Raw genomic sequence first — 23,906 nt, 5'->3', positions numbered from 1 at the left:
TCCTAATCTGTAGAAACGTTTCTACAGCAAGTTAATCAGGAAGTAGAAGAGAGATGGCAAAGGTAACACTTGAAGGCATAAACAAGGTGTATGACAACGGATTCCATGCAATCCACGATGTCAGCCTAGATATTGCTGATGGCGAATTCATGGTGCTGGTGGGCCCGTCTGGCTGTGCTAAATCCACCATGCTGCGTATGGTGGCAGGGCTGGAAAGTGTCAGCAGTGGGCAGTTATCGATTGGTGATCGTGTCTGTAACGATCTGCCACCGAAAGATCGCGGCATTGCCATGGTTTTTCAGAATTACGCACTGTACCCGCACATGACAGCGTATGAAAACATGGCGTTTGGCTTAGAAACGGCGAAAAAGCCAAAAGCGGAAATTGAGCGTCGTGTCGCCGAAGCAGCCGAACTACTTGAAATCACTGAATTGCTGGATCGAAAGCCGAAACAAATGTCGGGTGGCCAGCGTCAGCGTGTGGCACTGGGTCGTGCCATGGTACGTAAGCCAGAAGTGTTTTTGTTTGATGAACCTTTATCGAACTTAGACGCGAAATTGCGTGTGTCGATGCGTATGCGCATTACGCGTCTGCATCAGCAACTGAAGGCATCCGGTAATCCGGCGACCATGATTTATGTGACGCACGATCAGGTGGAAGCCATGACCATGGGCGATCGCGTCTGCATCTTGAATAAAGGCGCGGTGATGCAGGTGGATACGCCGCTGAACGTTTACCACAACCCGAAAAACAAATTTGTTGCTGAGTTTATCGGTTCGCCAGCCATGAACATGTTGGATGGTGACGTGATCAGTGACAACGGTGACGTCATGGTACGTGTGGGTGACTACACCCTGACATTACCTTCTGCGCGCTGTGTGCGTGCGGCGATGTGGGAAGGTCGCCATGTGTTTGTTGGGATCCGTCCTGAACACCTGAGTTTAGCCTCCGCTGAAACGCCAAATACGTTGCCTGCCATGATCACCGCCGTGGAAGAGTTGGGCTCAGAAGTCTACCTTCATGCTGCCACCATGGGCACAGAAGTGATCTGCAAGTTGGCGGGAGCGGTATCCATCCCTGCAGTGGGAGAGCAATGCCACTTTACCCTGAATATGGATAAGTGCCATTTGTTTGATGAAACCACCGAACACAATATTTTTTACCAATAATACCGAATTCATTTTTTGCGAAGTTGGAGAATGCTCGCAATGCTACAGACTCGATCAAATGCCACCCATCAGGTGGGCCATCAGGGATTGAACCTGGTTTACAACGCTGACCACACGTTGCGCGCGATTTATAGCGGCAGCCTTATGGTGTCCCTGTTTGAAACACCGGTGGCAGAACATGCTATCTCTAATCTGTTCCTGCGCGTTGCGGACGATCAGGGCTATTCTGTTACACCGTTGCTTTTTTTTAACAACGAAATAGAAACGTTTCTACTGGCTGACGGCACACTGTGCTGGCGTACGCGCTCTGCACTGTTTGATGCCACGGTGCGTGTGCATGTTTCGGATAACGCCTATTTCTATGATGTGGCGGTGACCAATAAAGCGCAGGACGCGCTGACGATTGACGTGATTTACGGTCAGGATGTCGCGATGGCGGATGCCGGTGCGGTGAAGACGAACGAAGCCTACTGCTGTCAGTACTTGGACCATCAAGTGTTTGAGCAGGCAGACACCGGTTATGTGGTGTGCAGCCGTCAGAACCTGCCGCAAAGTACGGGTAACCCGGCGATCCAGTTGGGGGCTTTCTCACCGGTTCACAGCTTCAGCACCGATGGCTATCAGTTCTTCGGTACCGAATACAAAATCACCGGAGAAGCCAAAGCGTTGCAAGCGCCACAATTGGCGAACGAAAAATATCAGTACGAAATGGGCTACGTGGCGTTGCAATCCGCGCCGACAACGTTGGCGAGCGGCCATACCCATCACGTTACCTTCTATGGTGTGGTGACCGCGCATTGTCCGGAATCCAATGTATCAGCCCCACAGTCTATCGATGCGATCCGTGCTTTGCATACGGCGGGTGAGATTGATTGGGCAACAGCAACGTTATTGCCAGCCCTTGCTCAGCCTAAAGCGCAGCCGGTTGTCGGTGTACCACTGACAGACGAAGAAGTGACGACTTTCTTTGGTGATGAGCGCCGTTTCGACGAACACAAAGACGGAGAGCTACTGTCTTTCTTCTACGGTGACAGTCAGTACGTGACGTTGCAGGCGAAAGAAAAATACCTGGAGCGTGCGACTGGCCATGTGATTGCATCGGGTAACAATACCGATTACCGCAATCCGATCATGAGCGCGACACACCACATGTTTGGCGTGTTTAATTCCCAATTGACGTTGGGTAATACCTCATTCAACAAACTGTTGGGCGTGTGCCGTAATGCGTTAAACCAATACACTCACAGTGGTCAACGTATCTGGATCCGTGAAGGGGAAACGTACCGCCCATTAGGCATGCCATCGGCATACGAAGTAGGCACTAACTACTCCCGTTGGATTTACAAATACCGTGAAGGGTATGTGATTGTTTGTGCATTCAGCAGCGCTGAGCACCCAGTGATCCAGCTGGATATCCAGCGTCAGGGTATTGAAGGTGACATCGAGATCGCCGTCTCTCACCAATTGATTTTTGGTAATAATGAGCAAGAGAGCGGTATCACGGTTGCACAAGGGGCGAATGGTTTCATCGTGACTGGCGAAAACGGCCTGATCAGTGAACGATCGTCTGACCTGTACTTCTCGATCATGCCGTGTGCCGCACTGTCAGCACATGAGTTGATCACCCACAGCGAAACCGGTGCGGTTGAGTACTTGGTACTGAAAGGTCAGTTGTCGGATAAAGCCTCGATCAGCATGGGTGGCCAATTGAACGGCGTGAACACCGAAGGCATGACGCTGGATTTCGCCACAGAAACCCAGCAGGCTTACCAGAACCAGCAAGCGTTGATGAAAGGCTTCAATGTGCATTTCAGCAACGATGAAACAAATAGTCAGAAACTGAACGAAACCCTGCATTGGTTTACTCACAATGCCTTGGTGCACTACAGCACGCCACACGGTTTGGAGCAGTATTCAGGCGCGGCATGGGGCACCCGAGATGTTTCACAAGGGCCATTTGAACTGTTCATGTCGATGCAGCAGTTTGATCGTGCCGAAGCACTGATTCATGAAATTTACCGCCACCAGTACATCGAAACCGGTACGTGGCCACAGTGGTTCATGTTTGATCAGTACGCCACTATTCAGCAGGAAGAGTCACACGGTGATATCGTGGTATGGCCGCTGAAAGCCGTTGCGGACTTCATTACCATGACCGGCAAGGTGGAAATTTTGGCGACACCACTGCCTTACACCACCATTGATGGAGAGTTTGCGTTCACGACAGAAACGCACACCCTGTTTGAACACATTCAGCGTCAACTTCAGCACATTCATGACAATTTGGTACCGGGTACTTCTTTGTCTTGCTATGGCGATGGTGACTGGGATGATACCTTGCAGCCTGCTAATCAGTCATTGCGTGAAAACATGGTGAGTGGCTGGACGATTCCGCTGACCTTGCAAGCCCTGAAAACGCTGGGCCGCGCACTGGAAACGCACAGTGATTACTGCGCTTTCAGTCGTGAATTGTTCACGCTCGCGGAAAACATGGAGCAGGATTATCACCATTACCTGATCAAAGATGACGTGATTGCCGGTTTCATTCATTTCGACCGTGATGCGGATGGCGAAGTACAAGGCATTGAACACCTGCTTCACCCGTCAGACACCAAAACCGGGATCAGCTACCGCTTGTTGCCTGCCAGCCGTTCTATCATCTCTGAAACCTTTACCCCAGAGATGGCGAAGCAGCACATGGCCTTGATCAAAGCACATCTGGTTCACCCAGACGGCGTGCGCCTGATGGATCGCATGGCGGAATACAAAGCCGGTAAGCAGACCTACTTTAAGCGTGCAGAGCTGGCGGCAAACCTTGGCCGTGAAGTCGGCTTGCAGTACTGCCATGCCCACATTCGCTTCATTGAAGCCTTGTGTAAGTTGGGGGATGCGCAGGCCGTGTACGAGAACCTGTATAAAATCCTGCCGGTCGGCATTCAGTCTGCGGTACCGAACGCAGAAGTACGTCAGTCCAATGCGTATTTCTCAAGCTCTGATGCCAAGTTTAACGACCGAAATATCGCTTACGACCGCTTTGAAGATGTGAAGGCGGGCAAGGTAGCGGTGAAAGGCGGCTGGCGTATTTACTCCAGTGGTCCGGGGATCTACATCAACCAACTAGTGGCGAATGTACTGGGTGTACGTTTCGACAATACGGACTTGATACTGGATCCGATCGTGGCACGAGAGTTGGGTACTGTGACGTTGAATTTCGAGCTTGACCAGCGTCCAATCACCTTGGTGATTGAGCCGGAAAGTGGTGAATATACGCCAAAAAGCATGATGCTGAACGGTAATCCGGTGCCATTTTCACTGACGGCGAACCGTTACCGTACAGGTGGCGGACGAATTAATGCGGCGTGGTTGAGTAAAGCGCTACAGGATGGTGACAATACCTTAGTCGTAAAACTTTAAGTGATTGATTACATTGAGCTGCCCTCAGGCTGAATAAACCCTGAGGGAGTTCAAAAAAATCGTATCACGTGCGTTGGTAAGGTTTGTGGCTGCCCCCGTTTTGTTGGTAGAATCGTTTCTACAGCATCGACAGGCGGTGCAATGATGCAACACAAGATACCGAGTTAATGACACCTAAAGACATCTGGAGGATGTAGTAATGAAAGTAACCATCAAAGATGTGGCCAAAAAGGCGAATGTGTCTATTTCGACGGTTTCTTATGCCATCAATGGCAGCGACAGGATCAGTGAAGAAACACGTGAGCGCGTGTTGAAAGTCGCCAACGAATTAAAGTATGTGGCAAACAGCAATGCCAAGTTATTGAAGCAGAAAAAAACGCAGGCCATCGGCTTATTCTTCAACTCATGGTTCGGTCCGGTTTACAGTGAATTGGTCAAAGGGATTGAGCAGGTGGTACACCGCCATGGGTATGATTTGGTGGCTTGCAGTATGTACGGCAATGAAAACTCTACCGCGTACAAATACATTCGCGATCGCATGGTCGATGGGGCCATTATTCTGACCCACTCGTTTGATGATGCGTTTTTGAAATCGGTTGCGACGGAAGAATTTCCATTGGTGGTGCTTGACCGTGAAGTGTCAGCGCCGCACATCTACAACATTTTGATTGATAACTTCGGTGGCGCGTTTGCCGCAACAAAGGCACTGATCGCAGCAGGGTGCAAAGAAGTCTATTACTTCGGTGGCCCGGAAGAATCCTACGATAACCAGAAGCGTTTAGAGGGATACATCGCTGCGTTGGGTTACTTTAACATTGGGTTTAACAGCGATTTTCTCATCAAATCAGATTTTACTGAAAAAACGGCGTATCAGCAGATGGTAGATTTGTTGGCTGCGGGTGAGCGTCCAACTGCTATTTTTGCCGGTAACGATGAAATGGCCATTGGGATCATGCGTGCCGCCAAAGAATACGGCATTGCCATTCCATCAGAGATGAAAGTGATCGGCTTTGACAATATTCAAATGGCTGAACTGATGATCCCAGCGCTGACGACCATTTCGCACCAAAAAGCGGAGATGGGCGAGTTAGCGGCAGAAACACTGATCAAAGCGATTCAGGGTAACAGTGATCTGGAAGATGTGAAAATCCTGCCAACCAAATTAATCACAAGGGAAACCTTGTAAGGTTCGCAAAATGAAAAAGTGGTTGTGTGCTTGTTTAATGGTGTTAAGTAGTCAGGCGGTCGCCGAGACTACGCGATTGGAAGTGATGGCGCCAGCGGGTAATTATATGGAATTTCTCCGCAAGGACGTGATCCCTGAATTTGCTGCCCGCTACCCCGACGTTAAGGTGGTGGTGTCTAACGACGAAAACCTTGAGACCCGCATGGCGGCCGGTGATTTACCGCATTTGTATGCCGGTGTGTTTGGTTACCAGCCGGCGAAATACGCCAAGATGGGCAAGTTGGTGTATTTCGATGGGTTTGAGGGCTATGACGCACTGATTGAGCGCATTGACCCACAGTTTTTACGTAAAAACTTTGGTCGCACGTACTACATTCCTTGGAATGTCACCACCCAGCTGATGATTTATAACAAGGAGTTGTTCCGCGAAGCCGGTTTGGATCCGGAACAACCACCGCGCACTTGGGCCGCGTTTTTAGTCGCAGCGGAGAAAATCAACCAACTGCCTCCACGCGCCGATGGCAGCCCGGTATACGGCACGGTACTTTGGAACGATGTACTGTCGACCGGCAGTTGGTATTGGGGCATGTTGGCGCAGTTGTATTACAGCTTCAACGAAGGCCAATACACTTTGCTTAACCGTTTTGGTACGCACCCGGTGTTTGATCGTGAAGCTGCAAACATGGCCACTTTTTTCTCTACCATGCAAAAAGTGCAGCAATACGCGCCCATGACCATGGAAAAGAGCTTCTTCTCGCGTACGGTTGGAATGTGGCCGCAATTTGGGTTCGGTTGGAAGACGAACCTGCAAGAAGCGGCAGAGAAACCGATGGTGATAGGGGACGATGTGGGGGTTGCTCCGATTCCTACCTACGCTGAGGGACAAACGGCGTACTCGACGTTAGATGGTCGTGCATTGATGATCTTCAAAAGCTCTGAGCAACAAGAGCAGTTAAGTTGGGCGTTTGTGCAATTGCTGATGGAAGATGAATTGAATCACAAAGCCAACATGGCGCTGGGGCAATTACCCGCATTGAAAGCCTTGGCAACGCGTCCGTATTACCAGAGCGCAGAAGCTAAACCGTTTGTGGAACAACTTTCACACACGGTAATGAGTGAACCTTTTGCTCAATCATCGGATATTGCCAATATCGTGTTGCAGCAATATTCCAAAGTGGTACTAAAAAATGAAATCACGGCAGAGCAAGCAGTGCAACAAGCCGGTGAAATGGCTCGCGACGTCTTTAAGAAATAAGCGACTCATCCTTTCTTACTAATTACATTGATGGTCTTTGTATGAAGAGTAAAAATATCGGGATAGGATATCTTTTCCTGGCGCCCTGGATTGTCTATTTTGTTGTGTTTTTGCTGTATCCCTTTTTCCTTTCTTTTGAAAGTAGTTTTTTAAACGTTAATATCCTTTCGCCAGAAAATACCCGCTTTGTGGGATTGGCAAACTGGGTCGGCGTGGTGACTGATATCACCTTCTGGCAGTCATTATTTAATGTGTTATTTAATCAGGTTATCTTTGTTTTCTTGAGCTTCGGGATCGGATTAGGGTTAGCGTTATTACTGAATGAAATTACGTTCTTATCCAGTTTGTTTCGTACCTTGATGTTTATTCCGGTGATCACCTCTATCACAGTTGCGATGGTGATCTTTGATTTTATCTCAGGTCCCTCGGGTCCGGTACAAACCTCCCTGTTGAATTCGCAGATACTGACAGAGCCGGTGTTCTGGAAATTTGAGCAATGGCTACCTATGCCCGTAATCGCGGTATTCAGTGCCTGGAAATGGTTCGGGGTACAGATGATCATTTTCTTGGGCGGTATTGCCAGTATCGATAAATCCCTGTTTGAAGCCGCAGACATTGATGGGGCATCGTGGTGGCGTAAAACACGCCGTATTACCTTGCCGATGATCATGCCGCAAATTGTGTTCGTGATGACCATGAATATTATTAACGGCCTGCAAATGTTTATTGAAGTATTTATGAATTTTGATTTAAGCGGCGGTCCTTATCAATCGGCATTAACCCCAGTGTTGTATTTATACCAAACCGGTTTTGAACAAATGAAAATGGGTGAAGCCTCGACCATTGGTTTAATGTTGGCGGCGGTGATTTATTTACTCACCATGATGCAATTAAAAATCACCAGTAAAGGAAGTGACGAATGAACATGAGTCGGCAAAAGTTGCTGTTAATTTACGGCACTTTATTCCTTGCAGCACTGTTAGTGATGTACCCCTTCTTTTATATGGTGATTAACTCCTTTAAAACGGGGCCTGAAATTATGCACTCGCCCAATGCGCTGCCAACCAGTTGGTCGCTCAATGGTTACCGTGAAGTGTTTGAGTCGGTGGATTTATTCCGCGTCTTTTTCAACACCATTTTTATCTCGGTCTCCGTCACGGTGCTGAACACCTTGTTTTCGTCGATGGTGGCGTATTCCATCGTGAAAACGAATCTGCCGGGGCGTGAGTTTTGGCTCAAGCTGATTTTGGGTTCGATGATGATCCCAGCGGTGTTATTCACGATTCCAACCTACATGATGATGTACGAATGGGATTGGATTAATACCTATCGTGTGTTGATCATTCCGGGCGCGATCAGTGCGTATAACATCTTCTTGTTAGTGCAGTTCATGAAGCAAATCGACAATGCGTATCTGGAAGCGGCGCGTATCGATGGGGCGGGGGAAGTGCGTATTTTCTTCCGCATCGTGCTGCCGATGCTGCGTCCGGCTCTGGCGACGGTGGGTATCCTGACCTTCATGGGGGCATGGAACGATTTCATGGGGCCGTTGTTGTACGTGCGTGATGACTCACTGATGACGTTGCAGCTGGCGCTATACAACTTCAAAACGGAAGTCCCAGGCAGTAATTTGGAGCAGTTATGGGCGATGACCACCATGATTGCGGTACCGGTTGTGATTGTGTTTTTCTGCCTACAGAAGAACTTCATTAAGGCGTTCACTGGGGTAGGAGTGAAGTGATGGCCCGTTGGATTAAATATATTGCGTTTGCGGCCTTGGTAGGCAGTGCTTACGGTGTGGCATGGTTGAAAGCCTATCAGCTATCCGCCGATTATTTTGACTACGCTGAGCAGCAATACAGTCAAGGGCACAAGGTTGAAGCGCTCAAAGGCATGAATAAGCTGGAACTGCGCCGCGAACAAGTCTATCGCGGCGGTTACCAGCAAGTCGTCGAAGCATGGGAAGGGGCGATGTTAGGGCCAAAGCCAGCGTTTTATGACAAAGCGAAGGCACAAACGGCTCTTATTTTGACTGAGCTCTCTACCAATGAACTGCTGGCATACATTGAAATGTATGTGGAACTCGACATGCGTTATGTGCCAGAAGCGGCGTTGCAATTGCGTGGACTGGCTGCTGAACAGGAGAATCGCGCGCTCTATCAAGAAATGGATGAATTTTTGCGAGAAGCCTTTCCGGTTTATCACGAACAGGCAGTAGATTATCCCTCAACGTCTGTTAACGAACAGCCTCAATCAGCAAGCAGGAGCGCGATGCTATGATGCCTTATCAAAATGCCACACTGTCTGTTTCAGCCCGTGTGGCCGATCTTCTCGCACGGATGACGGTGGCGGAAAAAGTCGGTCAGTTGTGTCAATCCCCGATGCTGGACTACGCACAGCACCGAGACAACTATTTGGTGCAGGTGGCGCAAGGCCGTGTGGGATCGCGCATTTTGGCCGATACCGCATGGGCCGGTAATGCGCCGGGCGAGTCAGTCGACCCGCATCAACTCAATGAGATTCAGCGCGCGGCGGTGGAAGAGACCCGCTTGGGGATTCCGGTTATTTTTGCCCGTGATGTGATTTATGGCCAATCCACGGTGTTGCCTATTCCACTGGCGCAGGCGTGTTCATGGAACCCGTCGCTGGTCGAGCAGGCGTACAGTGCTGTTGCTCGTGAAGCCGCCTCGTTGGGGGTGCATTGGACGTTTGCGCCGATGCTCGATATCGTGCGCGATCCGCGTTGGGGGCGGGTGATTGAAAGCAGCGGTGAAGATCCGTATTTGACCAGCCAGTTTGCCAAAGCGGTCGTACGCGGTTTCCAAGGTGACGACCCATCGGCGCCAGATCGCCTGTTAGCCTGCGCCAAGCATTTTGTCGGCTACGGCGCGGCGGAAGGCGGGCGTGATTATGACACCACCGAGATCAGTGATAACACGCTGCACAATGTATACTTACCCCCGTTTAAAGCGGCGGTTGAGGCGGGTGTCACCACCTTGATGTCCGGTTTCAATGATTTGGGCGGCACACCAGTTTCAGGCTCGAAAGCCTTGATCCGCGGCTGGCTGAAAGAGCAACAAGGCTTTGACGGCATGGTGGTCAGTGATTGGGGCTCGATTTCCGATCTGGCTTATTTCCGTGTTGCTGATGGCCCGCAAACCGCCGCGGTACAAGCACTGGAAGCCGGTGTCGACATGGCGATGACCGATGTCGCGTTCGATGGCATCTTGGATGTGGCGATTGGCGATGATCCTGTGTTGCACGGTTTATTGGATGACGCGGTTAGCCGCGTATTAACGGCCAAGTTCCGTGCGGGGATCTTTGAGCAACCGTATATCGATCCGCTGCGTCATCAGCACGTCTTGCGTCACCCTGAACACGTGGCATTGGCGTTGCAGTTGGCGGAACAAAGCATGGTGTTGCTGAAAAACAACGGCGGGTGTTTGCCATTAGCAAAACGTGGCTTGACGGTTGCGGTGATTGGCCCGCATGCGGATTCGCGTCGTCAACATTTAGGTTCATGGTGTTTAGACGGCGATGCGCAAGATGTGACATCAATTCTGACGGGCATCAAGCAAGTGGCACCAGACACGGTTTTACTCACGGAATCCCCGGCTTTCAGTGATGAAATGGTGGAATGTGCCCACCGTGCCGACGTGGTGATCTTGTGTGTCGGGGAAAGCCACCGTCGCACCGGTGAAGCGCGCAACATTGCTGAGCTGACGTTACCAGCAGGGCAAGAAGCTTTGATTGAAGCTATTGGTCAAACCGGCAAGCCGCTGGTGGTCGTACAGTGTACTGGTCGTCCGGTGCCGTCACCGATGATCGAACGCTATGCCGATGCGTTGTTATACGCGTGGCAGTCCGGCACCGAAACCGGCCTTGCCGTGGCGCGCTTATTGTTTGGTGATGCCATCCCGAGCGGTAAATTGACCATGACGGTGCCACGCAGCACGGGGCAGATCCCGATGTATTACGGCCGTAAGCCGGTCGGCAAAATGCGCGATTATCAGGATTATAAGCCGTATAAAGATCTGTCAGACACACCGTTGTACCCGTTCGGTTTTGGCTTGAGTTACAGCACCTTCCGTTACGATGGACTGGTGGTGGACAATACATGGGCGCAGAACAAGACGATAAACGTGTGCGTCACGGTACACAACACTGGCGACTGTCAGGCTGATGAAGTGGTGCAGTGTTACCTGTCGCGCCGCGTCTCATCCACCACGCGGCCATGGCGTGAGCTCAAAGCCTTTGCTCGCGTGACCTTGGCGCCGGGTGAAAGCCAGGAGGTATCGTTCACCTTGGATGAGAGTCAATTGGCGATCTACGGGGCGCAGCTGTGCTGGCAAGTGGAGCCGGGTATGATCGATGTGTATGTCGGCGGGGACTCGGATTGTACGCTGTCAGAGTGCGTGGAACTGCGGATGTAATCCGGCTGATTGGCCACTGAACACGGAAAGAAAAAAACGCCCTCACAGGGAGCCTGTGAGGGCGTTTTTTTGTCTGTTATTTTCACGTACAACAGGTAACGGAAGCAGACGGCGAAGCGTCAGCAGGGCATTATTTGCGGCCGTAAATCTTCACGCCTGCTGAAGAGCCTTTGGATTTACCAAACACTTCCAGTTTTTTTACGCAACGGGTGTAAGCAAACTTACGCCAGTCGGTACGTTCGTTTTTATCGAGGTTACGGTGGAAACGAATGGTTTTAGTTTCACCGTTACGGAATGTCGCCACAACGCGCTCAAGGCGCATATCACGCTCGGCTTTCACTTGAATGGCATCGGCACGGCGGCAAACCATCAGTGGGATCACGGCATCTTTACTGTTGTGTTCAAACACAATGGTGCGGCCAAGGGTGAAGTCGTCATCTGCATGCGCAAAGCTAGCTGTACCCAACAGGCTTACGCCCATTAATAAGGTGGCGATCAGGTTTTTAGTTTTCATAAATGTACTGCATGAAAAAGCATACACAAAGTAAGCGTTCACTTTATATAAAGCCCGGTTTTAAGCTCTATTTTAAAGCGCTATAACATTTGCCTACCGTTCTTGGGGGCACGCCTGCGGCGAGGTAAAACGTAGCGACAGGGGTGATGGCGCAGAATGTATCACCCCTTGTGCAATGAAAAGACAATTCTATGTAAAATGTTGCTTCTCTCTGCATTTTCTTTATGTGTAGTTAGAAGGTGATGCCTCTTTCGTCTCATCGGCAGTGAGGGTGACAGGCTTATTCGTGGTGTCAGAATCTGCCACTTTTTCCGCGGTGGCGTCTTCTTTTTTGCTGTTCGGGTGATCGGTCAGGCGGTGCGCCCACACTTTATCAATGCGGTTGCCGAACAACGACACGACTTCAAATTGCCAGCCGCCCCAGATCACGTGATCGCCTTCAACGGGAATACCGTCGAGACACCACATCATCATGCCGCTTAAGGTGTGGTATCCCCCTTGCGACTCGCCCGGTAAGTGTTTGAGGTCGAGCAGATCTTGCAACACCAGAATAGGGATCAAGCCGTCGATACTCCAACTGCCATCAGCCTGCTCGATAGACCATTTATCTTCCGGATCAGGATGTTTGAATTCCCCCGCCAGCGCTTCAAGTACGTCTTTTGGGGTGACGATACCTTGAATATCACCGTATTCATCGACCACAAACACCATGGACGCGCCTGAGTGGCGGAAATGCTCAAGTAACTGACTGCCGCTCCAATGCTCTGGAATGCATTCGACCGGCGTGATAAATGGCGTTAAGTCACCGTGTGAGGCGCTCTGTTGGTAATGCAGCAATTGTTTGGCGGTGATCATGCCTTTGGCATTATTTAATTCACCGTGTGTGACAGGAAAACAGTGGTACTCCGAGGCAATTAAGCGATTGAGGTTATTGCTCAGCGGTTGGTCGAGATCAAACGTGATCACCGCGTTGCGTGGGGTCATTAAGGACACCACGCGCCGATCATCAAAATGGAACACATTACGCACCATGTCATGCTCTTGTTTGCCGGCCAGGCTGGTGTGTGATTTTTCTTTCAAGACGGCGCGAATGTCTTCTTCCGTTAAGGTGCCGCTGTCATCAACGACGCTGTCTTTACCCAGTCCGCGCAACAGGCGCTCTGTGGAGGCGGATAATAGCGTCACAAAAGGACGCGACAACGTCGCCAGCAGAGAGATAGGCCGCGCCATGAGCCGTGCGATCCCTTCGGGGTTTTGCTGTGCGAGGCGCTTGGGAACTAACTCTCCCACGACAATCGACAGGTACGTAATGCCGATCACCACCACAAGGGTGGAAAGTACCGAACTGGTTGAGGCGCTCATGCCCATCTGTTGTAACACGAGGGCGAATGGGTCGGCCAAGGCCGCCTCACCGAAGACGCCATTGAGAATGCCGATGGCGGTGATCCCAATTTGGACGGTGGAAAGAAAATGCGTGGGGTGTTCCCCCAAAGCAATGGCACGGGCTGCGCGGTTATCCCCCTCTTCGGCCAAGCGTTGTAACCGACTTTTGCGGGCGGTGACCAGCGCAATTTCTGCCATGGCAAACATGCCATTGAGTAGGATCAGTGCAGCAATAATGAGTACATCCATGGTGCGCTCCTTCCACTGTCTTCTTACATGATGTTTCAAGGGGGGGATGATTGATTATGACGTGAAATTTGCGGCAGGTATTTGATGTAGGTTGAATTTTGAACAATGCCGCGCAACAGAAGAAAATGCCGTGCGGCAACGTGGCAATCAGGCGTGAGGCGGATGCGTGTTTTGCTTGTTACGTAAGATATAGGCCATATACCCAACCACCACAATATTGATCAGCAATACAGCCAAGCTCAGCACATTGGTATGCACAAACAGTTCATACACTTCAAACGGTAAGTAAATGGCCCCGCTGAGCAGAGCGAACCATTCTGTCCATAATAAACTGTGCCACAGGCCATAGGCTTCAACAAAGCGGATCAGGCTGTAAGCACAAGCGCCGAGGGTGATCAGCAGCATGTTGGTATCCGCCAGTGTGTCGGCTGCGTGCAAAAATGCCGTAGCAATCTCATTGGCCGGATTAAGGTGGGAGTGGCTGACAATGAACGCTGCCGCTTCATGAATGTCATGGCCGCCCAGTGCCGGGAGGCTAAACCCGACAATGAGGGAGGCCACGCCTTTGAGCGCTTCCAGTGAAGCAACGGCTTTTAGCCCTTTTTTATCTGTCATTGTATGCATGTGTCTGACGGGTTGCAGTTAGGGGAGCATGATAGTGATTACATGCCGGATAACGGCATTTGGCAAGTGCATTACGGTATGGATTTGTATGGCATTGAAGAGGGGGGCACGTTTAACGGTAGCAGAGGTAATCCGCTACCGTAGGCTAAAGTCAGAGAATAGGTCGTAAAATAGGGGGGGGGAGATGGTGCCCGCTTCTCCAGTGAATCATTTACTCGTATTCAAACTCAGGGGCCTTGCTGGCAACCGCATTATGGGTGCCGATATAGAGCAGGCGCGGCTGGCCGAGGCCACGCATGAAATAGGCTTGGCAGTCTGGGCATTGCAGTTTCTCATGCCCGGCGGTAGTCAGTGATTTTTCGTGCCAACGGCGTCTTACACGGTCGAGGCCACTGTTGGAATGACATTCGGGACATTGCATCGCTACTTTCATTTCCGCTCTCCTGATCGCACTGTAGTGGTGATAATTTAACCATTGCGCGCTAAAGGGAAATTGATATGCATCAGTTTTATTGGCGGATTTTGTTGTGTTTGTTAACTCAGTGTTGATTTTGAGATCACGGTCTGTTTACGTCGATAAAAAGAGCAGGAGATGCACGCTATCGACAAATAAAGTAGATCAGAGTGACAGTGGGTGTGCGTCGTGTTGTTCATCGGGGGGATGATCAGGCCGACTAAATAAGGCGACCTAATCTCAGTGCTATTCGTTGTCAGAGGCCGTCGTCAGATGTTTTTCATCATTAATGTATTGAACGCATCGGCAGGCAGATCAATCGGGTCATTAAAAGCATCAATCGTGGCATTACGGCCATTGTTTTTCACAAAGTAAAGCGCCTGATCCAAAATGAAATAGAGATCTTTAAAGGTCGACAGTGATAACTCGGTATTTAAAAATGCCGAACTGATGGTGATATTGACATCGTGTTGACCGTACAAGGTGATCGCCTGATGGCAGATTGCGGCATGGATACGCTGAATGTCCAGCGATGACTGAAATACCGCGTTGTTAGGGATCAGGACGACAAATTCTTCACCGCCTAAGCGGCCAACCAAACCACGAGTCCCCAGATATTGCTGTAAACGTCTCACGACTTCTGTGAGTACGGCATCTCCTCCCGGGTGGCCATAGGTATCATTGACCCGCTTGAAATGGTCAAGATCAAACAGAATTAGGGTGTTGAAATGGCCTGCGTTGGAACAGCCTGGGGTGTCGCTGATTTCTTGTAATATCGCTTCCCGTCGCAGCGCTTGCGTGAGTGGATCATGGCGAAGTTGTGCATTTTTCCGCTTGGACAGTAGGTGTGTCATCACCAATAAAGCAAATAATAATAAAAGAGAAAGGGTAATACCCTTATTGGTCATTGATATTTGATCAAAGCCATGTTGCATAGTTTCTAATTCATTTTTTAGTTCATTGTTTTCGCTGTACAGTTCACGTTCGCGTAATGAACCATCCACCAAATTATATGTGCGGGGTAATTGGCTAACGGTCGAATAGTCTAAATTATTGGCGTATTGCTTGTAGTAAAGGTAAGCATTTAAATTATCATTCACGATGAAATAAATATCGGAAATGGCTTTTAATGCGGTTTGTTTAACTTCAAAGTTATCAAAGTCTTCACCCATTTTCAGGGCTTGCTTTAAGTGGTGAAGGGCTTTTTCTTTCTCGCCTTTTTTATTAAACAATAACCCCAGAGAGAGCACGGAATTGGCCAACATGTCTTCATCATACCCCGTTTGAGCAACTGTTCGGGCAATATTGATGTATTTCTCCGCGTTAACAAAGTCTTCCATGCCGAGGTAGATATCGCCTAAGCCGAGGTAGAGGGAGCTGATACCATAAAAATTGTTACTCTTCCCGAGTAATGTTAACGCATTTTTATACATATCAATGGCTTCTGCTTTTTTACCTTGGAAATCATAGAGACTGGCAGTGCTGTGATAGACCTGCGCCATAATATTATCCGAAGGGGTTTTCTGCAGCAGTGCCATGGCCTTATTTAGGTACCTTTCTGCTTCATCATAGCGTTTGAGATCGATCAAAATGAGTGCAATATTGTTATAAGCACTGACAGGGGGAACATACAGAGGCAGGCTTTTTATAATACTATTATAAATATCGAGGGCTTCAGAATATAGCCCTTGGCGTGTTTTGTTAATGGCAATAACAATATACGCATCGTGAATTTGTACCGTTGTAACATGATTGATTTTATTGATCATTGTTAACAGGTTATTACAATATTTCTCTCCGGTAACATAACGGCCAAATTTGTTTTCCACTTTACATAGTTGATAATTTAATAATTCTTCGAGTTGTTTATTATTGCTTTGTATGGCATCGGTAAGTAATTCTGATAATGCTTTTTTAGATTGGTAATGGTTAGCATTTGTTGAGGAGATGAGCGCGCCAATATATTTTCTTTCAATAGGGAGTAAATTATTTTGGTTGTTATACGGACGTTTGTTATTGATCATTAAATTATACATCAATTCTTTGATATATAATTTTTCTGCCGTATTTCTTGCGCGTTGATATTGTTGTTGTAAGACCTCTAAAGCTTGAAGAGGAGCGCTGTAACGATGGGTATAATAATTTTCTTGCCAGGTTTTTTGGGTGTTGTTTGCCGATGCATCATGGCCAAAAAAGCCGAAACATAGGATGAGAAGCGCGAGGATGTAAGGGCTTTTTGTGCACATGCTGAATAACTGTGTTCATAATAACTGCCTGATTATACAGGTCTATTGAGTTGATTCGACACTTTTGATGAAGGATTTATGAATTTCATCACATATGCGGGTGTGACATGTGTATGGCGGTGCGTTTTTTCGTGTGGTCGTCGAGACATTACCAGTAAGGGAATGGCGGTAATGTCTCTATGACAAATCTTGCTTATGGGCGGGGAGCCAGCAATTTATGCCATGGGGTCAGCTTTTTACGTTTGGCCTCAAAGCGAATGTAAGACGCCATCATCATGCCATAGAACAGGCTAACCAGTGATGTATTGGTGATCATCATGCTCGCCGTCATTTCGGGGATATCTTTCCATGCCAGTAGCCACATGAAACCGCCGTAGATAAGGGCGAATTTAACAAAGTGGCTGAGTACGTTCAGCGGGAAGATGCGGTAATACGGCGGTGGCGCCTGAATGCCGAGGGCAGCCAAGAGGCGATAGCGGAGCATGTCGCTGCGGTACGGTTTTACATTGGCGAATTGCATTTCGTCGATCGCCAGATTGATTTTTTCTTGGAATGTCATGGCCACTGAGGTTCCTTGTGTTGTGCTTGTGCTTGTGCTTGTGCTTGTGCAAAGCTAAAAACCAGACTGTTAATAAAAGTCTATGAAAAATAAGGTATAACCGTAATGTACTCGGTTGAGGGGCGGTGACAAATTGAACGTTTTTATGGTCACGGTTGATGAAATTTATCAAGCGCGTGAAAAGGGGGGGCGTCGGCGGTATCAGTCAGAGGATAGGCTATCGAGGATAGACTCTGAAGATAGACGCGGACGAGCAGGCAGAAAAAAGGCTGGCGATTGCCAGCCTGTTGATTGTTGAGATGGCGCCGTTACAGCAGTAGCAGCTTTGCGGTACCCAAGAAGGCAAAGAAACCGACGACATCGGTGACGGTGGTCAGTACCACAGAGCCCGCCAGCGCAGGATCCAGCTCCAGCTTATCCAGTGCGACCGGGATCAAGACCCCAAACAAGGCGGCGGTGATGATATTAATGATAATCCCTACGGCGATCACGACACCGATCACTGGGGATTGGAACCATAACCCCGCCATGAGGCCGATCAGTACTGACCACAACACACCATTGAGAAAACCGATCCCGCATTCGTTACGCAATAGCGACATGCGGTTACCGGCCGTTACCTGATTGAGTGCCATACCACGGATCATCAAGGTTAAGGTCTGGCTACCGGCAATGCCCCCCATGGAGGCGACAATCGGCATTAAGATAGCCAAAGCCACCACTTCGGCGATCACGTCTTCAAACAAGCTGATAGTCATGGCAGCAAGTACCGCGGTGATCAGGTTGATCCCCAGCCAAATCGCACGTTTGCGCGCACTTTTAGCGATAGGGGCGAACAAGTCGTCCTCTTCACTCATACCCGCGTTGGCCATCAAGGTGCTTTCGTAGTTTTCGCGCATCAGCTCAAGGGCTAAATGCAGATCAATATCGCCGACGATGGCATAGTTATCATCGACGATCGGTAAGCTAAATCGCTCGCTGTGTTCAATGGCTTCGACGGCTTCGGTAAGTGAAGTATCATCTTCCAATACCGGGCATTCTTTATCTGCCAGCGTACTGAGCTTTTCGCTGATATCCGCTTCCATCAGTTGTTGGTAATTGATGGCACCGACGAATTTCTTGCTGCGCGTAACCACATAAATGGGAGCCGGATAGTGGTAGCCGTACCGTTCCAGTAGCACTTTGGCTCGCTTGACGGAAATGCCTTGTGGCAGTGAAATTACTTTGGGGTTGGCGTAACGGCCAATTTGTTCATCGGTGTACTGGTTGGCACGATCAAACAGTTCCAGATCTTCTTTGCTGAGCATATCGATCGCACGATCGATGATCTCTTCCGGTAGCGAGTCCGCCCATTCAATCAGCGACAAGTTATCCAGTTTCGCCAGTACCAGATCCAACTCGACATCGGTGAGCGACTGGATCACCCATTCACGGGTATCGGCACGCATCGCAGTCAATACATCGACGTGATCGTTCAGCGGCAGTTGTCGCCACAACTCCATACGCTCGTCAAGCGGCAGGGCTTCAAACAAGGTGGCCAGCGAACCGGCTTCGAGCTGTTGAATCTCCGGTTCGTTAAAAATGAGGCGCTGTTCTTCCGCGTCGGCCGCAGAAATACGCTCAATCAAAAGGCTTAAATCGAGGGTGTGGATCATGCAGGTTTCCTTGTTGCTAACGGCTGCTTCAATGTACGGTTATTCTTTTATGTTTGTTATCGTACGGTATGTATCCACAGTGAGGATGCCTGTGGTAAACAGAATGATTACCTTACCATTTGATGGCGGTATTGTCTTACCCCCGCAGGGGGCTTTTTGGGTGTAAGCAGGACAGGTTGCGGGTTTCTTGCTCGGTTTTTTCAATCTCGCCAGTTTGGGTTAAGGAAGTATCCCGTAAGATGGTAGTGGATATGATATCCATGTCCTGCTTGCTAATTTGTGTCATCGTTCTGACATCTGTATATTTTTTTGCCCAGCGTATTTGCTGGGCTTTTTTTTGCCGGTTTATTGCGTTCGTCAGCCTCTGTTTTTGGCAATGGCCTCACGAGTCATCCCATGATGGGTGCTGAGCAATGTGCGGGCTTGCGACGCATCACCCCCCGTCAATACCATCACAATGGCGGTTTTACAGTGGCCCTGACAAGCCACTAACGCCGCTTCCGCTTCTTCACGGGGGCAATCTGTGGCGGCCATCACGATATTCTTTTGACGTTCTACCAGCTTGGCATTGGTGGCTTCCACATCGACCATCAGGTTACCGTACACTTTACCAATGCGGATCATCGCGCCGGTCGTGAGCATATTTAAGACCAGTTTCTGGGCGGTGCCGGCTTTTAAGCGGGATGAACCGGTGACGACTTCGGGTCCCACAACAGGCGTAATAGCAATGTCTGCCGCCTGCGCCATTGGGCTGTTTGGGTTACAGCTGATACAGGCGACGGTTGCCCCCAAGGATTTTGCGTGCGCCATCGCCCCTAATACATACGGGGTACGGCCACTGGCTGCGATGCCGACCAAGACATCTTTCTCTGAAAACGCGATCGCTTCTAGGTCGCGTGCGCCTTGTTCGTGATTGTCTTCGGCATTCTCGACCGCGCGAAAAATGGCTTGTTGTCCACCGGCAATCAGGCCCACCACTTGATCGGGAGAGGAGCCAAAGGTGGGTGGGCACTCACTGGCGTCCAAAATACCCAAGCGACCAGAGGTCCCTGCGCCGGTGTAAATTAATCGTCCCCCTTGACGAAAAGCGGTTGCGATAGCATCGACCGCTTCTGCGATGGCGGGCAGGGTTTGCTCGACCGCCTCGGCCACTTTTTTATCTTCGTTGTTGATCACCTGTAGCATGGCTAAGGTCGGCAGGGTATCGATGTGTTCACTGGCGGGATTACGGCTTTCCGTGACCATCTGGGTTAAGTCGATTTTCATGGCAGATCCTGAAGGCAAGAGAGATGGCTATCATAGCATTGCAGACGTAAGAGGGAGAGGGGTTACGTGCCCTTGTTCGGCATGTTGGGTAAAAATTAAACAGACTGTTGTATGTGTATTGTGTGTGTTTTTAGGGCGCAGTGTTGGGTTTGTCAGGCGCGACGGTGCCAGAGAAAAAAGGGCTAGTGAACTGATCAGCGTGGCTTTTTTGGCTAGGGGGAGGAACCGAGAAAAAAAGGGCGTGTTGCTCTGACAAAACACTGACAACGGATGTCGAGGGGTTGGCGATGATCGGCGCCCTTCCTAGCAAAAATAACATAACAATATAATGAACAAGCAAGCACAACACACACAACAGGCAGCGTCAGATTTAGCGTCTGAGCAGCGTCATTTATTCCCTCACTCTGGCGGCAATTGGCGCTGGAGCTGGTTACTGTTAACCCTCAGTTTAGCCGCGTGTGGTGGGTCTGGCGGCGGTGATAGTACACCGACGACGCCCGACCAAGGTGGGAATAATGGCGGTATTGTGACGCCGCCTGTCGATCCTGAATTGCCTGTGATCCCACCGACGGATCCTGATGAAACGTTGCCCCCGGTTGATCCCGGTAACCCGGATGTGCCGACCCCCGATCCTGACGTAGACGTACCAGAAGGGATGATTTCGGTCGATGGCACCCTGTACAAAGACATGGCATCAGCGCAAGCGGCTATCCAGCCAAGCAGCTTAGTGGTGATTGGTACCGGTACGTATAAACAGGGGCTACTTATTACCCCTGATAGCGTGACTGTACAAGGCAGCGAAGGCACCCATTTCTCTGGCGTGGCGATTCAAGGTAAGGCTGCGATTGTGGTGGAAGGCGACGATGTGACGCTGGAAGGCATAGAGTGTAGCGGTGTGAGTGTGCCGGACAGAAACGGCGCTTGCGTGCGTCAACAAGGCAAAGATTTGACCTTGAGCCATGTGTATTTTCACGACAGTGAGCAGGGGATTTTATCGTCTGGCGGTACGGGGAAATTGACGATTGAATACAGCCGTTTTGAGCGTTTAGGAAAAGGCGGTTTAGCGCACGCGGTGTACAGTAATAACGATGCGCTAGAAATTCGATACAGCAAATTCTACAGCTCGAAAGATCAGGGGCATGAGATCAAATCACGCGCCCCGTACACCTTGATTGAGTACAGTGAAATCGCTTCGCTGTCTGGCGTTGACAGCCGTTTGGTGGATGTGCCTAATGGTGGCACCTTGATCATTCGTGACAGCGTGTTGGAGCAAGGGCCCAATACCTCGAACTATCAGTTGATTGGTTTTGGTTTGGAAGGCATAAAAAGCGGCGTCACGCAATCAGTGCAGTTACAAAACAACACTGTATTGATGGAGCGTCAGAACGGTAACGTGTTACTGGGGCTGCCTTCGGATTCGGCTGGCATCAGCGTTAACATTACGGGTAACGACTTTGTGGGGAGCAAGTTCAATGATAAGGATTTGTATAACATCAAGGCGAATAACACCTTGTATCCGGATCGCAGCAGCTTCGGTCTAGGGCCATTCCCTGAATTGCCTAATATCGGTATTTAATCCCGTCTGAGTCGGATAAACAGACACCGAACGAAAAGCGCCGAGCAATGAATCCGCTCGGCGTTTTTTATGTGTTTTTTGTAGGGTATCCCAGACTTAGCCTGATATTTTCACTCGCCAACTCGCCAACTCGCCAACTCGCCAACTCGCCAACTCGCCAACTCGCCTTACCATTCCAACTGACTGCACAGTGCCTTAAATTGTGCCAATAGCTCACTGCTTTCGGTGTTTTGCTGGCTGTCTTTGTGCAGGTACGCGCCAATAGTCGCGGTGCTGAAACACTCTTGCATTTGCAGTGGCACCAAATCGAATCGGGCAAAATAGGCTTTCATGCTGGCAGGATACGGCAAGATCGCATCACTGGTTTGCAGCAAATCAATCGCGGTCATGAGGGAGTTGGTGTGATATTTCACTTTCTCTTGCAGGTAGTGACGCTTCTGGAAGGTGGTGAGTTTTTCGTTTTGCTGTTGCACCAAATGGGCAAAGCGGCTTTTGCTGGCACCCAAGTCGACAGACGGGAAGCGGGCAATGTCTTCATTGCTGCAGTTCACCCCTAATAGCGGATGGCCTTGACGCACAAAAACGTCTTCTTGGCTGGTGAACAGAGGGTGAAACAAGATGTCTTCAGATTGGGCCAGACCCAAGATTTCGTGGCCGACAAAAATGCTGATCTCATCACTGAGCAAGAGGTTCATCAGTTGTAAGTGATCGCCCACATCAATGGTGATGTTGCTGTGCGGGTAGGCGTGGCGGAAGTCACTGACACAATCGCGCACAAACAAATGCCACCAGGCATCGCCACAGCCAATTTTCAATTCGGTTTGATGGCGTAACTTGTGTTTTTCCAGCTTATGCAGGGTGTTCTCATACAAATGCTGCATCATTTTGGCTTGTTCGTAGAGCAGTTCGCCACTGGAGGTCAGGGTGATCCCCTTCGAGTTGCGATTGAACAGCTTAGTGCCCAGCTTCTCCTCCAATTTATGCATGTTATGGCTCAACGTCGGTTGGCTTAAGCACAACTGGTTGGCCGCTTGGGTGACATTCTCTGTTTTAGCCACTTGAATAAATTGAAGCATTAACTTGAACATAGCGAGGATCTGTCGAGAAGAAAACGCCATTTTAGGGGGCAGGGAAACACAATACTACCCCTTGTTATCCCTCGATTCCCCAGAACCTCATCTATTTACCCATGACTTACCGTAGATCAATTTATCAGGAACGGGTGGCCGTTAACTTTTGATTTCATTAACTTTTGATTTCGTTAAAAACCAGCAAGAGCTTTTGCACTTCCCCTTGGGTGTACGCCAAGTCTTGGCTATGGGCATGATCCCATAACGGCACCACATCGACCCTGTCTGCTGTGGGGGTGGCTTTGAACGCCGCGATGCGCGTTTGGCTGCTGTCAGAAATAAAGAACAGGTACGGCTGAGGCTTACCCAATAGGGCGCGGTACTGCGAGGGTTGAGTGTAGACCGCATTCACCGCTTTCACGTTTTGCTCGCCATAGTACTGTTGCGCTGCCGTCAGTACCGGGGTTGCCATGGCTTGCAATTGTTCATAGCTGCTTTCGACATGGTACGCCCCACAGTTATCCGGTACTTGATCTGTAATGGCTTTAAAATTGGCCTGAATCTCTGTTAGCGGCAGCGTGGCATAGGTTTGCTCAAACTGCTGGGCGCGCTGTTGCAGGGCAGCATTGTTGAGGCACTGCTGGAACTGCGGCTGTTGGGTGGTAAAGGTGGTGTAGTCAAACTGCGGCTTCGGCAAGTTACTGTAGGCAATAATGAAGCCTGCGATGAAGATGACGACCGCGACCGCAATGTGAAACATGTAGTCATGAATGCGTTGAAGTTGTCCACGGAAAATCATGCGGGTGTTCCTTTGAATGGGGAAGGGGAAAAGCCGGCGGTAAGGCGACCAATG

The 23,906-nt window shown here is 49.7% G+C and carries 20 protein-coding genes; 10 read left to right on the top strand and 10 right to left on the bottom strand.

The features are described from left to right. The first annotated feature begins 53 nt into the window (after positions 1-53). From ACSF8W_RS21275 to ACSF8W_RS21240, 8 genes are all read left to right on the top strand, one after another. Positions 54-1,169, top strand: coding sequence for an ABC transporter ATP-binding protein (locus tag ACSF8W_RS21275; protein WP_500849112.1), 1,116 nt, complete (start codon positions 54-56; stop codon positions 1,167-1,169). 39 nt (positions 1,170-1,208) lie between these two features. After that, positions 1,209-4,583, top strand: a complete 3,375-nt coding sequence (locus ACSF8W_RS21270) for a GH36-type glycosyl hydrolase domain-containing protein (protein WP_500849111.1) — start codon at positions 1,209-1,211, stop codon at positions 4,581-4,583. A gap of 199 nt (positions 4,584-4,782) precedes the next feature. After that, on the top strand, positions 4,783-5,769 hold the full coding sequence (locus ACSF8W_RS21265) for a LacI family DNA-binding transcriptional regulator (RefSeq protein ID WP_500849110.1): 987 nt from the start codon (positions 4,783-4,785) through the stop codon (positions 5,767-5,769). A 10-nt stretch (positions 5,770-5,779) separates the two neighbouring features. Beyond that, on the top strand, positions 5,780-7,024 hold the full coding sequence (locus ACSF8W_RS21260) for an extracellular solute-binding protein (protein WP_500849109.1): 1,245 nt from the start codon (positions 5,780-5,782) through the stop codon (positions 7,022-7,024). A 41-nt stretch (positions 7,025-7,065) separates the two neighbouring features. Continuing rightward, positions 7,066-7,947: a carbohydrate ABC transporter permease gene (locus ACSF8W_RS21255; RefSeq protein ID WP_500849108.1), complete on the top strand. Its 882-nt coding sequence runs from the start codon at positions 7,066-7,068 to the stop codon at positions 7,945-7,947. Further along, complete coding sequence (locus ACSF8W_RS21250) at positions 7,944-8,765, top strand: carbohydrate ABC transporter permease (RefSeq protein WP_500849107.1); 822 nt, start codon at positions 7,944-7,946, stop codon at positions 8,763-8,765. Before ACSF8W_RS21255 ends, ACSF8W_RS21250 begins: the two co-directional genes overlap by 4 nt. Next, positions 8,765-9,304, top strand: coding sequence for a hypothetical protein (locus ACSF8W_RS21245; protein ID WP_500849106.1), 540 nt, complete (start codon positions 8,765-8,767; stop codon positions 9,302-9,304). The genes ACSF8W_RS21250 and ACSF8W_RS21245 overlap by 1 nt, the downstream gene beginning before the upstream one ends. Continuing rightward, positions 9,301-11,457: a glycoside hydrolase family 3 N-terminal domain-containing protein gene (locus tag ACSF8W_RS21240; protein WP_500849105.1), complete on the top strand. Its 2,157-nt coding sequence runs from the start codon at positions 9,301-9,303 to the stop codon at positions 11,455-11,457. Before ACSF8W_RS21245 ends, ACSF8W_RS21240 begins: the two co-directional genes overlap by 4 nt. Positions 11,458-11,587: 130 nt before the next feature. On the opposite strand, the gene ACSF8W_RS21235 is transcribed toward ACSF8W_RS21240, so the two are convergent. From ACSF8W_RS21235 to ACSF8W_RS21225, 3 genes are all read right to left on the bottom strand, one after another. Further along, entirely contained in the window at positions 11,588-11,971 is a 384-nt protein-coding gene (locus tag ACSF8W_RS21235; RefSeq protein ID WP_500849104.1) for a DUF2541 family protein, read from the bottom strand. Positions 11,972-12,193: 222 nt separating this feature from the next. Further along, positions 12,194-13,603: a hemolysin family protein gene (locus ACSF8W_RS21230; RefSeq protein ID WP_500849103.1), complete on the bottom strand. Its 1,410-nt coding sequence runs from the start codon at positions 13,601-13,603 to the stop codon at positions 12,194-12,196. Between the two features lie 147 nt (positions 13,604-13,750). Further along, positions 13,751-14,218, bottom strand: coding sequence for a DUF2127 domain-containing protein (locus ACSF8W_RS21225; RefSeq protein ID WP_500849102.1), 468 nt, complete (start codon positions 14,216-14,218; stop codon positions 13,751-13,753). Positions 14,219-14,227: 9 nt separating this feature from the next. On the opposite strand from ACSF8W_RS21225, the gene ACSF8W_RS21220 reads away from it, so the two are divergent. Further along, entirely contained in the window at positions 14,228-14,371 is a 144-nt protein-coding gene (locus ACSF8W_RS21220) for a hypothetical protein (protein ID WP_500849101.1), read from the top strand. A gap of 67 nt (positions 14,372-14,438) precedes the next feature. Here ACSF8W_RS21220 and ACSF8W_RS21215 read toward each other — a convergent pair whose 3' ends face one another. From ACSF8W_RS21215 to murQ, 5 genes are all read right to left on the bottom strand, one after another. Then, a complete protein-coding gene (locus tag ACSF8W_RS21215) occupies positions 14,439-14,660 on the bottom strand; it encodes a hypothetical protein (RefSeq protein ID WP_500849100.1) in 222 nt (73 codons plus the stop codon). A 290-nt stretch (positions 14,661-14,950) separates the two neighbouring features. Further along, positions 14,951-16,927: a tetratricopeptide repeat-containing diguanylate cyclase gene (locus ACSF8W_RS21210; RefSeq protein ID WP_500849099.1), complete on the bottom strand. Its 1,977-nt coding sequence runs from the start codon at positions 16,925-16,927 to the stop codon at positions 14,951-14,953. 193 nt (positions 16,928-17,120) lie between these two features. Beyond that, on the bottom strand, positions 17,121-17,486 hold the full coding sequence (locus ACSF8W_RS21205; RefSeq protein WP_500849098.1) for a DUF6404 family protein: 366 nt from the start codon (positions 17,484-17,486) through the stop codon (positions 17,121-17,123). A 308-nt stretch (positions 17,487-17,794) separates the two neighbouring features. Then, positions 17,795-19,141: a magnesium transporter gene (locus tag ACSF8W_RS21200; protein ID WP_500849097.1), complete on the bottom strand. Its 1,347-nt coding sequence runs from the start codon at positions 19,139-19,141 to the stop codon at positions 17,795-17,797. A gap of 357 nt (positions 19,142-19,498) precedes the next feature. Continuing rightward, positions 19,499-20,407 (bottom strand): N-acetylmuramic acid 6-phosphate etherase, encoded by a 909-nt coding sequence (gene murQ, locus ACSF8W_RS21195; RefSeq protein WP_500849096.1) that lies wholly within the window; start codon positions 20,405-20,407, stop codon positions 19,499-19,501. Between the two features lie 328 nt (positions 20,408-20,735). On the opposite strand from murQ, the gene ACSF8W_RS21190 reads away from it, so the two are divergent. Further along, complete coding sequence (locus ACSF8W_RS21190) at positions 20,736-21,983, top strand: right-handed parallel beta-helix repeat-containing protein (RefSeq protein WP_500849095.1); 1,248 nt, start codon at positions 20,736-20,738, stop codon at positions 21,981-21,983. A 167-nt stretch (positions 21,984-22,150) separates the two neighbouring features. Here ACSF8W_RS21190 and ACSF8W_RS21185 read toward each other — a convergent pair whose 3' ends face one another. Further along, positions 22,151-23,071, bottom strand: a complete 921-nt coding sequence (locus tag ACSF8W_RS21185) for a LysR family transcriptional regulator (RefSeq protein ID WP_500849094.1) — start codon at positions 23,069-23,071, stop codon at positions 22,151-22,153. Positions 23,072-23,228: 157 nt separating this feature from the next. Next, entirely contained in the window at positions 23,229-23,852 is a 624-nt protein-coding gene (locus ACSF8W_RS21180; protein ID WP_500849093.1) for a hypothetical protein, read from the bottom strand. Positions 23,853-23,906 lie beyond the last annotated feature (54 nt).

The organism is Photobacterium sp. 270122K (assembly GCF_059941365.1).
The sequence above is the reverse complement of the archived record's forward strand: the minus strand, read 5'-3'. Positions and strand labels throughout refer to the sequence as shown.

What these genes read in the sequence shown, in the direction of transcription:
- ACSF8W_RS21205 (WP_500849098.1), bottom strand. Translation starts at nt 17,486, where the DNA reads ATGACATTCCAAGAAAAAATCAATCTGGCGATCGACGAAATGCAATTC.
- ACSF8W_RS21185 (WP_500849094.1), bottom strand. Translation starts at nt 23,071, where the DNA reads ATGTTCAAGTTAATGCTTCAATTTATTCAAGTGGCTAAAACAGAGAAT.
- ACSF8W_RS21230 (WP_500849103.1), bottom strand. Translation starts at nt 13,603, where the DNA reads ATGGATGTACTCATTATTGCTGCACTGATCCTACTCAATGGCATGTTT.
- ACSF8W_RS21255 (WP_500849108.1), top strand. Translation starts at nt 7,066, where the DNA reads ATGAAGAGTAAAAATATCGGGATAGGATATCTTTTCCTGGCGCCCTGG.
- ACSF8W_RS21250 (WP_500849107.1), top strand. Translation starts at nt 7,944, where the DNA reads ATGAACATGAGTCGGCAAAAGTTGCTGTTAATTTACGGCACTTTATTC.
- ACSF8W_RS21225 (WP_500849102.1), bottom strand. Translation starts at nt 14,218, where the DNA reads ATGACAGATAAAAAAGGGCTAAAAGCCGTTGCTTCACTGGAAGCGCTC.
- ACSF8W_RS21275 (WP_500849112.1), top strand. Translation starts at nt 54, where the DNA reads ATGGCAAAGGTAACACTTGAAGGCATAAACAAGGTGTATGACAACGGA.
- ACSF8W_RS21245 (WP_500849106.1), top strand. Translation starts at nt 8,765, where the DNA reads ATGGCCCGTTGGATTAAATATATTGCGTTTGCGGCCTTGGTAGGCAGT.
- ACSF8W_RS21210 (WP_500849099.1), bottom strand. Translation starts at nt 16,927, where the DNA reads ATGTGCACAAAAAGCCCTTACATCCTCGCGCTTCTCATCCTATGTTTC.
- ACSF8W_RS21235 (WP_500849104.1), bottom strand. Translation starts at nt 11,971, where the DNA reads ATGAAAACTAAAAACCTGATCGCCACCTTATTAATGGGCGTAAGCCTG.
- ACSF8W_RS21190 (WP_500849095.1), top strand. Translation starts at nt 20,736, where the DNA reads ATGAACAAGCAAGCACAACACACACAACAGGCAGCGTCAGATTTAGCG.
- ACSF8W_RS21240 (WP_500849105.1), top strand. Translation starts at nt 9,301, where the DNA reads ATGATGCCTTATCAAAATGCCACACTGTCTGTTTCAGCCCGTGTGGCC.
- ACSF8W_RS21215 (WP_500849100.1), bottom strand. Translation starts at nt 14,660, where the DNA reads ATGAAAGTAGCGATGCAATGTCCCGAATGTCATTCCAACAGTGGCCTC.
- murQ (WP_500849096.1), bottom strand. Translation starts at nt 20,407, where the DNA reads ATGAAAATCGACTTAACCCAGATGGTCACGGAAAGCCGTAATCCCGCC.
- ACSF8W_RS21200 (WP_500849097.1), bottom strand. Translation starts at nt 19,141, where the DNA reads ATGATCCACACCCTCGATTTAAGCCTTTTGATTGAGCGTATTTCTGCG.
- ACSF8W_RS21265 (WP_500849110.1), top strand. Translation starts at nt 4,783, where the DNA reads ATGAAAGTAACCATCAAAGATGTGGCCAAAAAGGCGAATGTGTCTATT.
- ACSF8W_RS21180 (WP_500849093.1), bottom strand. Translation starts at nt 23,852, where the DNA reads ATGATTTTCCGTGGACAACTTCAACGCATTCATGACTACATGTTTCAC.
- ACSF8W_RS21260 (WP_500849109.1), top strand. Translation starts at nt 5,780, where the DNA reads ATGAAAAAGTGGTTGTGTGCTTGTTTAATGGTGTTAAGTAGTCAGGCG.
- ACSF8W_RS21270 (WP_500849111.1), top strand. Translation starts at nt 1,209, where the DNA reads ATGCTACAGACTCGATCAAATGCCACCCATCAGGTGGGCCATCAGGGA.